Raw genomic sequence first — 13569 nt, forward strand, 5'->3', positions numbered from 1 at the left:
AATAGTAATAGATTATTTTTTTTGGTATTTATTATAAATAACACTCTTTAAATAAAATAGGAAATTTTTCTAAATTTGTATTCCAACAACTAGATTTATTTTTCTGATATCTCTATTATTAAACAAGTCTTATTCTATACGGATAGAAGATTAATTTCCTTTTATTCAGCGATTTATCTTTGCTGTTTTATTTACAATCAACCTCCGTCCAAATGATGCGAGCAAGTTTCTAAGCACATCGCTTTCCCTAATTTATTCTCTTTCGAGAACTAATTTTGCTTGGCAGCTCGTTAGCTATTTATTCTTATTGTTCTTATTCTAAAGAATATTCTTAGAATTATTTGGTTAAATATATCTTTTTTGATTAATTACTTTGTCGCAACCAGCTTTTAAGAATGGTTTTAATTTCTTTTCAGGAATCTTTTATTTTATCAGTACTGGTAGAGATTATTTTATATTTAGGTCTTTTGGTGTCTTTAATTATTTATAAGAAATTGGCTTTTTTTAATTTATAAAATCTTATTTTAATTTTAATTTATGGAAATGATTTTATTAAAATGAATATTTAATATTCAAAAAATAATATCAACTTTTTAATTATAACATATTTTGTAATTATGATATTAGAAGTTAATTTGTTATTTTAAAAGTGCTTATTTTTCTTTTATTTTGGTTTAAAATTTAAAATAAATAAAATTTAAAAGTTGAATAAAATTGCATATTTATTTAATTTTTCTTGACATTTGATATAAAAATTATATAATTCTAGTATGAAATTATTATATGTTATATTATAGTAGTTAGTTTAAATTATTTTACTTTTTTGTAATACTAAATGGAATTTTTTATTTTTGTAAGAAAATTTTATTTTATTATTTTCATCTAATTCCAATAGTTTATTAGTTATCATTTTTATCTAGATTATTAATTGTATTTATTAAATTTTACAAATATATTAAGAGATTTTCTATTGGATATATTTTTTTTCAAATTAGATTTTCAAAAAAATTTTCGAGATTAGAAATATAAGCATTTTTTATAGTTTATTATTAAAATATTTATTACCAAAATTTGATTAAATAAAATTAATAAATTTTTCAAAGATAAAAAAGATGATAACGTGATAAAATTAAATTAGTCATAATTTGTTTCGACTAATAATTAAAAGAAGATACAAATATCCTTGTATATTGGTTACTGTTTTAGGTTTATAAAATCAAATAAAAAGATAAAATTTATTATTTTTTAATTAATTTTATTTTGGTATGATTATTCTAAATTTACAATTAAAAACTTAATTTCAATACTTATATTATTGAGAGAAATTTATCGAAAGAGATATATTATTTGGTATGTTGGCTAACAAAACTATTAAAAATATTTATGAAAAATATTCTTTATATGTAAAAAAAAAATTTCTATTAATGGTTGGATAAAAAATTGTCGTTTTCAAAAAAATATTTTTTTTGTTGATATTAATGATGGTTCTTTTATTGAAGATTTGCAAGTTATTTGTAAAGATAATGAATTTATTTGTTTAAAAAAAATTAAAAATGAACTTAATATTGGTGCTTCTGTTTATATAGAAGGTATTTTGATGCCTTTGAAGAATGCTTCTATTAGGAATTTAGAATTTGTGGCCTCTCGTTTTGTTATTTTAGGTTCTAGTTCTATAAAATATCCTATTCAACCAAAACCACATTCTAGAGCTTTTTTAAGACAATTACCTCATTTACGATTAAGAACAAAACTTTTTGGCGCTGTTTTTAGGTTACGTAATACTGTAACTTTTGCTATACATAATTTTTTTCAAAATAAAGGTTTTATTAATATTCATGCTCCTATTATTACTACTAATGATGGCGAAGGAGCTGGGTCTTTATTTCAAGTAACGAGTTTGGATCTTCAAAATTTATCAAATAAAAAGATTATTGATTTTAAAAAAGATTTTTTTGAAAAACCTGTTTTTTTAGCTGTAACAGGACAGTTAGAAGCTGAAGCTTTTGCAACAGCTTTTAAAAAAGTTTATACTTTTTCTCCTACTTTTAGAGCAGAAAAATCTAATACTTCTCGTCATATTGCTGAGTTTTGGATGATTGAAGCAGAAATGGCTTTTTATGATTTGTCATCGAGTATTATTTTAGTGCAACAAATGTTACAGTATGTAATTAATTTTTGTTTACGAAAAAATAAATCTGATTTAGATTTTTTTGATAAAAATATTGAACCTGGCTTGATTAATAGATTAAATTATGTTATTAATCTTAAAGATTTTCCAATAATTACTTATAAAGAGGCTATTACTCTTCTTGATAAAAGTTCTTTTAATTTTGAACAAAAACCTATTTACGGTTCGGATTTATCTACAGAACATGAAAAATATTTGACAGAAGTTATTTTCAAAAAACCTATTTTTGTGACACATTGGCCTAAAAATATTAAGGCTTTTTATATGCGTAATAATGATGATAATGAAACAGTTGCAGGTATGGATTTATTAGTTCCAAAAGTAGGAGAATTAGTAGGCGGTTCCCAAAGAGAAGAAAGATTGAAAATTTTAGAAAATAAAATGCATGAAATGCAAATAAATACAATAAATTTAGATTGGTATTTAGATTTACGTCGTTTTGGTAGTTGTATTCATTCTGGATTCGGTTTAGGTTTTGAACGCATGCTACTTTATTTAACGGGTTTAGAAAATATAAGGGATGTTATTGCCTTTCCTAGGAGTTATTGTAATATTTTTTAACATTTCTTTTTTAATAAAAAATTCTAAAAACAAAATTAAAAGAGGTTATATAAAAAGCATGTTTATTAAAATGTCAAATGTTTCTAAAGTTTTTGTTAATAAACATAATCATAAAAAAACTTTCGCAGTTAAAAACATTAATTTGGAAATTCAAAAAGGAGAATTAGTAAGTATTTTAGGACCTTCAGGTTGCGGTAAATCAACTATTCTTTATATCATAGCAGGTTTAATTTCGGTTACTGAAGGTAATATTTTTTTTGACAATGTTGATGTCACAAAAGTTCCTCCAGAAAAAAGAGGTGTGGGTTTAGTATTTCAAAATTATTCTTTATATCCTCATATGACTGCGCGCCAAAATATTACTTTTCCTTTGCAAAATTTAAAAGTATCTTCTGACAAAATTCAAGAAGAATTAGATAAAATTTCTGCTTTAACATCTACTAGTGATTATTTAGATAAAATGCCTTTTGAATTATCTGGAGGTCAACAACAACGTGTAGCTATTGCTAGAGCTTTAATTAAATATTCTGGTATATTATTGTTAGATGAAGCTTTATCTAATTTAGATACTCATTTGCGTATTAGGATGAGAGATGAAATACGTAAAATACAAATAAAAACTAATGTAACTGCTGTTTTAGTCACTCATGATCAAGAAGAAGCTATGTATATGAGTGATAAGATTTATGTTATGAATAAAGGTACTATTCAGCAATGTGGCACTCCGCACGAAATTTATAATAATCCTGTTAATTTGTTTGTAGCTTCTTTTTTGGGTGTTCCTCTTATTTCTGTATTTAATGGTATTCTTCATTGTGGTAATTTAAAAGTAGGTAAAAATGTTATTTTAAAAGATCAACGTTTTCAATCATTTAATAATAAAGAAGTTTATGTTGCGATCCGACCTGAAGGTTATGAATTGAAACAAGATGGAATTTTCGAAATTGAAGGTATAGCTTTAGAAAATTTAGGTCGCGAATTAGTTTTATTAGCGAAAAAAACTGAATCTATTTATAAGACATTTCAAGTTATTATACCTACTTACCAACAAGAACAATTAAATGCTAATAAAATTAATAAACAAAAAATTCGCTTTGATATTAAAAAAAATAAATTATTTGTTTTTGATAAAATTAATGAAAATAGGATTTTTTAAATGTTAGAAAATATGGGGCATAAAAATCATAGACATTGGTATTATTTATCGCCTATGTTGGTTTTTTTAACTGTTTTTACTTTTTATCCTTTAGTTAAAAATGTTATTATTTCTTTTAATGCTAAATATGATAAATTTAATGATTCTTTTAGCATGAAGCTTTATGATTTTTTTAGTTTAAGTAATTATATTTCTATTTTTAAAGATGTAGATTTTGTTTTTGCATTAAGAAATACTCTTCTTTTAGTAATTATTTGTGTACCAATATCTATTTTTTTATCTTTAATTATCGCTTTAGCTTTAAATAGCGTTCGCAATTATGTAGTGCAACATTTTTTTAAAACATTTTTTTTATTACCTTTGTTATCGAATACTATTATTATGAGTATGATTTTTGGTTCTTTTTTTTATTACAATACTACTAGCGCGATTAGACCAGAAGGATTATTTAATTCTTTTTTAGGTTTTTTCGGTATTAAACCTCAACCTTGGATCAACATTTCTGCTCCTTATTCTCATAAAATTTTTGTTTTATTTTTTTATAATATATGGGCTAGATTACCTTTTAAAATTTTTGTTTTTATTTTATCTTTGCAAGATATTGATAAATCTTATTACGATGCAGCAAAAATTGATGGAGCTTCTAAGTTTCGTATTTTGACAAAAATAGTTTTACCTTTATTGGCTTCGACTATTTTTTATCAATTAATAATTGAAACTTTAATGGTTATCAAAGAATATGAATCTGTTATAGGTGTTTTTGGGAGGAACGCTAATTATCGAGTACAAACTTTAGTAGGTTATATTTATAATCAATTATCTAGTTCTCATTATAATTCTTATTCTAAAGGGGCAGCTGCTGCTACGATATTATTATTAATTTCTGTTGTGTTTACTACTATGAGTTTTTATATTTCTAAAAAAGAAAATAAATTGATGAAAGTGGATTTGTAATAATTATTTATATGGATATTAATAAGATTTATCGTTTTATAAGCGTCAATATTTGTAATATTAAACATAAGTTAGGTAAAATAAACTATTTTGATATTTTTAAATATTTGTTTTTGATCTCAATTCTATTATTTTTAACATTTCCTTTTTATGTAATGGTTATCACTTCTTTGAAAAGTCATAAAGATATTGTAGAAAATAATTTATTAAGTTGGCCTAAACAAGGTTTGCAATTTATTAATTATAAAAATGTTTTCGCTCTTAAAGATTTTAAATTTTTAAAATATTTCACAAATACTTGTATTATGGTATCTTTTTCTACTTTAGCAGGAACTGTTTGTTGTGTTTTAGCTGCTTTTGCTTTAAGTTTTTTTGCTTTTCCTTTAAAAAGAATTATTTTAATGTTATTGTTTTTAGCTATGTCAATTACAAGTGAAACTTTAATTTTAACTAATTTTCGTACTGTTTCTAATTTGGGTTTAGTTGATAATGGTAATGGTTCTATTATTCCTGGTGGTGTTTATTTCGCCATGACTTTTCCTTATTTGATTAATGTAGTACATTTATTTTTATTAATTCAAACTTTTAAACGTGTTCCTAAAGAATTATACTATACAGCTAAGGTAGACGGCGTTAATAATTTGCAATATTTATGGAAAATTTTATTACCTATAACGAAACCTACTGTTATTGTAATTGCTGTTTTCAGAACTATAGCAGCTTGGAATGCTTATGCTTGGCCAGAGTTGGTTGGCGCTAAGTTATTGACTAATATGATAAGAAAAATTTTTGATTCAGAATCTGTTACGGATACTTTAAATCTCCAAATGGCTATTTTTGTTTTAATAAATTTGCCTCTATTATTTTTATTTATTATTTTTAAAAAATATATTATATCTGGAGATAGTCGACGTGGTATTAAAGGTTAATTTGAAATCTAAAATTTTAAATATTGGTAATGTGGGGAAAATATTTATATATTTTAATGCTATTGCTATTTTTATCATAATATCTAACTATTTTCGAACTTCTCAAAATAACGAATTTTTTAATAAAAAATATGATAATTTAAGGAATGTAATTAGTCAAAAATTTCGCAATCATGCATCTCAAGTTAATTATTTTAAAACTCTTAAAAAGCCTATAGAAATTATTTTTTGGCACAACTTGTATCCTAGAGAGTTAGAAATTATTAAATTATCTATTAAAGAATTTGAACGACATAATCCTAATATTAAAATTAAAGAGGTTAATAAGGTTAATTGGGAACAAATTTGTAAAAGTGTTGCTAATTCTTTACCCGTTAATAAACAACCTAATATTGCATTTTCTTATGATGATCATATTGAATTTTATTCTAAATCGTTTAAAGTGGTACCATTAGATATTTTTATAGATTATGATGATGATTTTCATGATACTTCTAAACATAAAAATAAATATAGTTTTTTTAAAGGTTATGCGAAAGAATTACAATTGTCTAATGTTTACGACGGAAAACCTCATCATTATAGTCTACCATTTGTTAAATCTACAGAAGTTATGTTTTATGATAGCGATTTATTTAAACAATATCGTGATGATTTGAATAAATTTTTTTATGAAAAACATAAGGTAGATTTTAAAGATGATTTTTCTGAAATTATTGATTCTCAAGGAAAATTCGATTTTAAAGTTTTAAAAGTCAACAAAGATTATTTGATTTGGCCTTATTTAGAAACTTTTTGTGCTAAATTGATTGAACTTAAAAAAGATCGAACTTTTATTCCTATTACATCGGAAAGTTTAGCTAATTTAATTATTATTAGTAACGAACAAAAAGGGATTTCTTATCCAAAAGATGAAAATGCAATTAAGAGTTTTTTGTTAGATGAAAATGTTAAAAATAATATGCAATATTTTAAAGAAAATTTTTATAATAAAGGTTTTTTAACTAGTTCTAAATTAATTGGTATTAGTAGTAAAGAAATGTTTATGCAACGTAAAACTGGTATGTTTATTACTTCTACCAGACGATCTGATTTATTACATAATCAAGTATCAGATTTTAATATAGAAATGACTCCTTTTCCTTGTATGAGTTATAACGATCAATATAAAAATATTATTCAAGGTCCTAATGTTAATTTATTTTATTCGGAAGATGATGATAAAATGTTAGCTTCTTGGTTATTTTTGAAGTATTTAATTTCTAAAGATGTTTATATGGATATGTTGTTAGGTAAAGGTGGTTTTATTATTACTCGCGAAGATGTTTTAAATACTTTAAAAAATTCCAAGACTTCTAGTGGACAAAATTTTGTTGATGAACAAATTCAAATATTGGAAAATTATTTTTGCGAGAAAAATAATATTATTGATAAGCAAAATCCAAAAGTAATAGGAGATCCCAAAAATAAAAGACGAGAATTGTATAAATTTAAATCGGTTAAATTCGCTCAAGAACATACTTATAATAACAATCAAGATAATACTTATTTTACGACACCTATTTTTGTTGATGTAGTTTTTTTTCGCTCGATATTAAATGATTTGTTTACAGAAATTTTAGCTATTGATAACCAAACAACTAATTTAAAACAAAAAATAAATTTTTTATTTATGGAAGCTTATACAAGGATTGCTCACAATTAATGTTATAAAAAAAGATTTAATTTAACTAATATAGGAGAATAGAAAAAATGAATCAAAATGTGATACAAATGAATCCTAATATAATATCTATGAATCATTTAATTCTTAATAATATAAATGAATTTGATATTATTACTATATTTGGGCATAAAAATCCCGATGGAGATTGTTATGGTTCTCAATTAGGATTGAAAGACATTATTCAACAAAGTTTTCCTAATAAAAAAGTTTATACTTTAGGCGAAGATAATCCTATTTTTTCTTTTTTAGGTTTAATGGATGAAATTAATGATGATGTTATATCTCAATCTTTAGCTATTGTAGTGGATTGTGGAAATGCTAATGTAATTAGTGATGTTAGATATAAAATAGCTAAAAAAATTATACGTATTGATCATCATTTAATAGGAGAAATTTACGGAGATGAACAAAATTCTTGGATTGATCCAAGTTTTTCTTCTTGTTCGGAAATGATTTATACTTTTAAAGAAGTTAATGATTTAAATTTGAGTATCAAAGGTGCTTTACCTATTTATATTGGTATGGTTACAGATACTGGTCATTTTCGTTTTGATAGAGTAAATTATAAAACTTTACAAATTGTTTCTGATTTGTTATGTTACGGTTTTGATGCTTTTCAAATTGATACTAAAATCACTGTTCAACCTATTAATATATTAAGATTTAAAGGATATGTATGTAGTAATTTTATTGCTGAGGATGGTTTAATTTATATTAAGATTACTCATGATATTATTGAAAAATTTAAATTGAAGTTCGAAGATATTAATAGTGTAGTGAATATTTTCCATAATATCCAAGGATATCCTGTATGGTTATTTATAATAGAAAATAAGATTAAAAATTATTGGAAGATAAGTATACGTTCAATAGGGCCTAAAATTAATCATATCGCTCATCAATTTAATGGTGGAGGGCATTTTCGTGCTTGTGGTATGAATATTTATAATCAACAAGAAATTAATCAAGTTATTGAATTAGCTAAAAATTCTATTAAAGATTATGAAAATCAAAGAAACCTAAATATCTCGTGATTTAACCAATCACCACACTGTGAAAGTAATAACGGGTTATAATCAATAATAAATTACAGTAGATCATAAAAGCGGGTTGCTTAGTCAAGATGATCCCGCCACCGAATAATTCGATGGAGAAGCCTGAGATGGCCTAAGAAGGAAAATTGATGTAATACCAGAACCCTGTCTCGGAAGTTGTTAAAACGGACAGTCTAGAAGCTATCAATATATAACCGGTATTGGATAGCTTATCAGATGAAGAAACCTGGAATCAACTTTCCTAATAAGATGGGGTAGGTACTTCACCTAAAGAATTAAGGTCTAAATTTGGCGTAACTTGGAGAATCCTAAACTTGGGCTATTTCTTATCTTAATAAAGGAAAAACTCAATATGAACCATGGATTGTCTACTCTTGGGATAAAATTAAAAAAATGCGTAACTACAAGAAAAAAACCTGATATTACCATCAATAAATTTATATTCCAAAGTCGTACGAAATTAACCGACCGCTTGAAAGCAGAACGTTGTGAGAATTGCGACAGAACAAACCAACTCTAAATTCATCACGTTGGTACAGTTCGCAAGGCGAATCGCCAAAGGATCATGAAAGTATTATGTATGGTTTGTCATCGCAAGATAACTAACCAGCAAATATAAGACATCAGAAATAATAAGAACAATAGCAATAAATAGCTAACAAGCCGCAAAGCAAAATTAGTTCTCGAAAGAGAATAAATTAGGGGAAGCGATGTGCTTAGAAACTTGCTCGCCATCATTTGGACGGAGGTTGATTGTAAATAAAACAGCAAAGATAAATCGCTGAATAAAAAAGGCAATTAATCTATCCGTACACGATATTCAGTTATTCTTTGAAAGAAGGTAAATTATGGCAATTCGGATGAAAGGAAAGTTATTCGTTCGGTTTGGATGATGATTATTGATAACAGATATCAGTAGTAAAATAAATTTTAATATGAAAACATAAATAATTTATACATATTAAAAACAATAATTTGTTTGGTTATGTTGATTAAAAAAAATTAAAATAATAAAAAAATATACTAAAGTGAGTGAATAATGTTTTTACAAGAAACTATTGCAGCTATTGCTACGCCTTTAGGCGTAGGTAGTATTAGTGTAATTCGTGTAAGCGGATCAAAAGCCATTGAGGGTATTAATAGTATTTTTAAAGGTATTAAAGAAATTAATTTATTAGAAGTGGCAACTCATACTATTCATCATGGTTTTATTTTGAATAATTCAGATGAAGTTTTAGATGAAGTTTTAATTTCTGTTTTTCGGTCTCCTCGATCTTTTACAGGCGAAGATATTATCGAAATTCAAGCTCATGGAGGCACTTTAATTACTAAACTTGTGTTAGAAAGAGTTTTATCTTTGCCGTTTATTAGATTAGCAGAGCCAGGTGAATTTAGTAAAAGAGCTTTTTTAAATAAAAAAATTGATTTGTTGCAAGCAGAAGCTATTATGGATTTAATTCATGCTAAAAATATTCAGTTTATCAAATTAGCTAATGCAGGTTTACAAAAAAAAATTTCTAAAAATATTCAAGATTTAAATAAACAAATTTTAAATTTAATAGTTAATGTAGAAGTAAATATAGATTATCCCGAATATGATGATATACCCACTGTTACTAATAATTTGATTGTTCCTCAAACGGAATTTTTAATTAATAAATTGCAAAGTATTTTAGATAATTCTTATAAAACTCGTTTTATTAAAGAAGGTATTAAAACTTTAATTTTAGGTAAACCTAATGTAGGAAAATCTAGCCTTCTAAATAATTTTTTAGGAGAAGAAAGAGCTATTGTATCTGATGTTCCGGGAACTACTCGAGATTTTTTGGATGTTTATGTAACTATCAATGGTATTAATTTACGTTTAATTGATACAGCAGGAATTCGTAATACTGATGATTATTTAGAGAATTTAGGAGTTAATATTGCTAAAAAATTTATAAACGAAGCTGAATTGATTTTATTATTATTAGATGCCCATAATCTTTTAGAACCGGAAGATTTAATGTTATTAGAAATGACTAAACATAAAAATAGAATCATTGTAGGTAGCAAATCTGATTTGTCAATTAAGCTTAAATTATCATCCGAATTAGAATCGCAGATTATTTTTATTTCTAATCATACACAAGAGGGAATAGAAAATTTAAAAAGAAAAATTATAAAAAAATTTAATTTGCAAGATATTCAAGAGCGAAATTTCGATTATTTATTTAACCTTCGGCAAGTTAATCAATTAAAAAAAGCTATTATATCTTTGGAAAATATTTTAAAAGATATAAAAAGAAACATGCCTATAGATATACATGTGCTTCATTTAAAAGAAGCTTATCAATCTTTAGAAAATATTTTAGGTAGCCAATTACAAGAAAATTTGATTAATGAATTATTTTCGAAATTTTGTTTAGGTAAATAATATTTATTATTTTTGGTTTTTTATTTATATACATGTTGTTTGTTATTTTTTTATCTAATTTTTTCAAGATTGAAAATATTTTTATTTTTATGAATAAATTTAAATTAATTATTGGAATAATTTTACAAAATAATTAAATTGTTTAAAGGATCGGATTATGATATGATTGAAATTGAATATCAACAAAATCATCAAAAAAAAATATTTCCAAATAATATTACTGTTAGTAAAATTATTATTTCTGAAAATTTGGAATTTTTAAATAATTCTGAAAAATTACCAATAGCAGCTTATTTTAATAATAAATTAGTGAATCTAGATAAACCTTTAAATGAAGATGGTGTATTAAATATTATCACAATATCCGATAGTATAGCTTGGTCTATTTTAAATAACAATACTGCTTTAATTATGGCTCAGGCTATTTGTCGTGTTTATCCGAATTCATTATTAGTGGATAAGTCTATAAATTCAGAAGGTTTTTGTTATGATATTGATCCAGTTAATAATATAATTTCAGAAAAAGATTTTGGTATTATTGAAAAAACTATGATTAATATTATGCAAGAAAAATTACCTATTACTGAAACAGAATTATCTGTTTCTGAAATTCGAAGTTTGTTTAAATTTAATTATTATAAAATAGATTCTTTGCAAAAAATCCAGTCTTCGCAAAAGTTATTTTTATATAAAAAAGGTAATTTTTTAGATTTTTGCACAGAAGATCAATATTTACCTAATCTTAATCTTAATCGTTATTTTAAAATTTTAAAAATATCTGGAGTTTATTGGAAAGGGAATAAACAAAATAAGGTTTTAATTCGTATTTATGGGGTAGCTTTTTTTCGAAAACAGGATCTAGCTAATTATTTAAAAACTTTAGATGAAAGAAAAAAACGAGATCATAAATTTATTAATAAAGAACAAAATTTTTTTATGTTTTCGTCAGTTGTTGGAACTGGATTGCCTTTTTGGTTATCTAAAGGAGCAACTATTCGTCGTATTATTGAAAGATATATTGTTGATAAAGAAATATCATATGGATATCAACATGTTTATACTCCAGTTGTAGCTAATATCTCTTTATATAAAACATCTGGTCATTTACAATTATACAATGAAGATATGTTCCCCGTTATGCAATTGCCAGATGGGGAACAATTAATTTTACGACCTATGAATTGTCCTCATCATATGGAAATTTTTCGTCAAAAAATACATAGTTATAAAGATTTGCCTATAAAAATAGCTGAATTAGGTCTTTTGCATCGTTATGAACCTTCCGGAGCTGTTTCAGGGTTGCAAAGAGTACGAGCTATGTCTTTAAATGATGCCCATATTTTTATTGCACCGGAACAAATTAAACAAGAATTTGTTGAAATTATTAATTTAATTAAAGAGGTTTATCAAGATTTTCAAATTCGAGATTATTATTTTAATTTAAGTACTCGTGATCCTAATAATAAAAATAAATATTTTGATGATCCCGATATGTGGTTAAATTCTGAAAAAATTTTAAGAGATATTTTAAACGAATTAGATCTTAAATACCAGGAAAAAATCGGTGATGCTGCTTTTTATGGCCCTAAAGTTGATGTACAAGTTCTAACTGCTTTACATCATGAAATCACTTTATCAACTATTCAATTAGATTTTTTATTGCCTAAAAGATTTAATTTATCTTATATAGATTGTAATAATCAAACTAAAACTCCTGTAGTTATTCATAGAGCTATCACATCTACTATAGAAAGATTTACTGCTTATTTAATGGAACAGCACAAGGGCTTTTTTCCTTTATGGATTGCGCCTGTACAAGTTGTTATTATTCCGGTTAATAATGAATTACACCTTGATTATGTGAAACATTTGCGAAAGGAAATGTTACGAAATCATATAAGAGTGGAATTAAATGATAAAGATCATACCTTTAATTATAAAATTCGTTCTGCTTATCAAGACAAAATTCCTTTTCAAGTTATTATTGGTGAACGTGAAATTCAAAATAATACTTTACATGTTCGTCAATATAATAAACTTGAAAAACGTAATATGTCTATGAATGAGTTTTTACAAATGTTTCAACATATGATTAAAAATAAAATTTAATTTTGTTTTTTGTTAAATTGATATTGAAAAAAGATTATAAATTGAATTATAATTAATTAGTGTTAGACGCCAAAGAGACATGAATATCATGTTATCTAACCAATAAACCAATGCCGATAAACATTTCAAGGATAAGATCGGTTTTTTAAAGGAAACGATAAATAATTAACGCAGTTCTTAAAATCTAGGTTACGACTAATTAGTTAGTTCTCCCGAGGGGGTGGATCGTGAGCCGAGCATATGGGACAAAAAGGTCTTGGGCGAGAAATTCAAAGAGCAAGCCCTCAGCAACACCGACCGCCAGAAGCTGGTCGGCCAGAGCGTGAACGCCTGGCGTCATAATGCCAGGGTCTTGTTGAAGGAGTCGCTCAGGCAGGCCTCGGTTTGGCAGATGATCTCCGAAAATGCTGAGGACTTCTATGCTGCCATCAACCCCGAGCAAAAGCAGCTTCGAAGGGACTGGCAAATCCGCGAG

Annotated in this window: 9 protein-coding genes and 1 pseudogene; all 10 read left to right on the top strand. The window is 25.4% G+C overall.

Annotated elements, in window-relative coordinates:
- The first annotated feature begins 1352 nt into the window (after positions 1–1352).
- Positions 1353–2749 (top strand): annotated as a pseudogene (gene asnS / locus OC683_RS01385) (asparagine--tRNA ligase).
- A 58-nt stretch (positions 2750–2807) separates the two neighbouring features.
- Positions 2808–3905, top strand: coding sequence for an ABC transporter ATP-binding protein (locus OC683_RS01390; RefSeq protein WP_304514775.1), 1098 nt, complete (start codon positions 2808–2810; stop codon positions 3903–3905).
- Entirely contained in the window at positions 3906–4859 is a 954-nt protein-coding gene (locus OC683_RS01395; protein WP_304514776.1) for a carbohydrate ABC transporter permease, read from the top strand.
- Positions 4860–4870: 11 nt separating this feature from the next.
- The gene (locus OC683_RS01400) at positions 4871–5788 is read left to right on the top strand and encodes a carbohydrate ABC transporter permease (RefSeq protein WP_304514777.1); all 918 of its coding nucleotides are present in this window, start codon (positions 4871–4873) and stop codon (positions 5786–5788) included.
- Positions 5772–7493, top strand: coding sequence for an ABC transporter substrate-binding protein (locus OC683_RS01405; RefSeq protein ID WP_304514778.1), 1722 nt, complete (start codon positions 5772–5774; stop codon positions 7491–7493). The genes OC683_RS01400 and OC683_RS01405 overlap by 17 nt, the downstream gene beginning before the upstream one ends.
- 47 nt (positions 7494–7540) lie before the next feature.
- The gene (locus OC683_RS01410) at positions 7541–8548 is read left to right on the top strand and encodes a DHH family phosphoesterase (RefSeq protein ID WP_304514779.1); all 1008 of its coding nucleotides are present in this window, start codon (positions 7541–7543) and stop codon (positions 8546–8548) included.
- A gap of 373 nt (positions 8549–8921) precedes the next feature.
- Positions 8922–9089, top strand: coding sequence for a hypothetical protein (locus tag OC683_RS01415; RefSeq protein ID WP_304514780.1), 168 nt, complete (start codon positions 8922–8924; stop codon positions 9087–9089).
- A gap of 519 nt (positions 9090–9608) precedes the next feature.
- Entirely contained in the window at positions 9609–10985 is a 1377-nt protein-coding gene (mnmE, locus tag OC683_RS01420; protein ID WP_304514781.1) for a tRNA uridine-5-carboxymethylaminomethyl(34) synthesis GTPase MnmE, read from the top strand.
- Positions 10986–11147: 162 nt separating this feature from the next.
- Entirely contained in the window at positions 11148–13094 is a 1947-nt protein-coding gene (gene thrS / locus OC683_RS01425) for a threonine--tRNA ligase (RefSeq protein ID WP_304514782.1), read from the top strand.
- 220 nt (positions 13095–13314) lie between these two features.
- Positions 13315–13569: hypothetical protein (locus tag OC683_RS01430; protein WP_304514783.1), on the top strand; the 255-nt coding region annotated here is incomplete at its 3' end.

This window comes from Candidatus Phytoplasma crotalariae, from assembly GCF_030586865.1.
Taxonomy (GTDB): Bacteria; Bacillota_I; Bacilli_A; order Acholeplasmatales; family Acholeplasmataceae; genus Phytoplasma; species Phytoplasma citri.

Excerpts from the sequence above, each read along its gene's own strand:
- OC683_RS01390 (WP_304514775.1), top strand. The coding sequence starts at position 2,808 with ATGTTTATTAAAATGTCAAATGTTTCTAAAGTTTTTGTTAATAAACAT.
- OC683_RS01395 (WP_304514776.1), top strand. The coding sequence starts at position 3,906 with ATGTTAGAAAATATGGGGCATAAAAATCATAGACATTGGTATTATTTA.
- OC683_RS01400 (WP_304514777.1), top strand. The coding sequence starts at position 4,871 with ATGGATATTAATAAGATTTATCGTTTTATAAGCGTCAATATTTGTAAT.
- OC683_RS01410 (WP_304514779.1), top strand. The coding sequence starts at position 7,541 with ATGAATCAAAATGTGATACAAATGAATCCTAATATAATATCTATGAAT.
- OC683_RS01415 (WP_304514780.1), top strand. The coding sequence starts at position 8,922 with ATGAACCATGGATTGTCTACTCTTGGGATAAAATTAAAAAAATGCGTA.
- mnmE (WP_304514781.1), top strand. The coding sequence starts at position 9,609 with ATGTTTTTACAAGAAACTATTGCAGCTATTGCTACGCCTTTAGGCGTA.
- thrS (WP_304514782.1), top strand. The coding sequence starts at position 11,148 with ATGATTGAAATTGAATATCAACAAAATCATCAAAAAAAAATATTTCCA.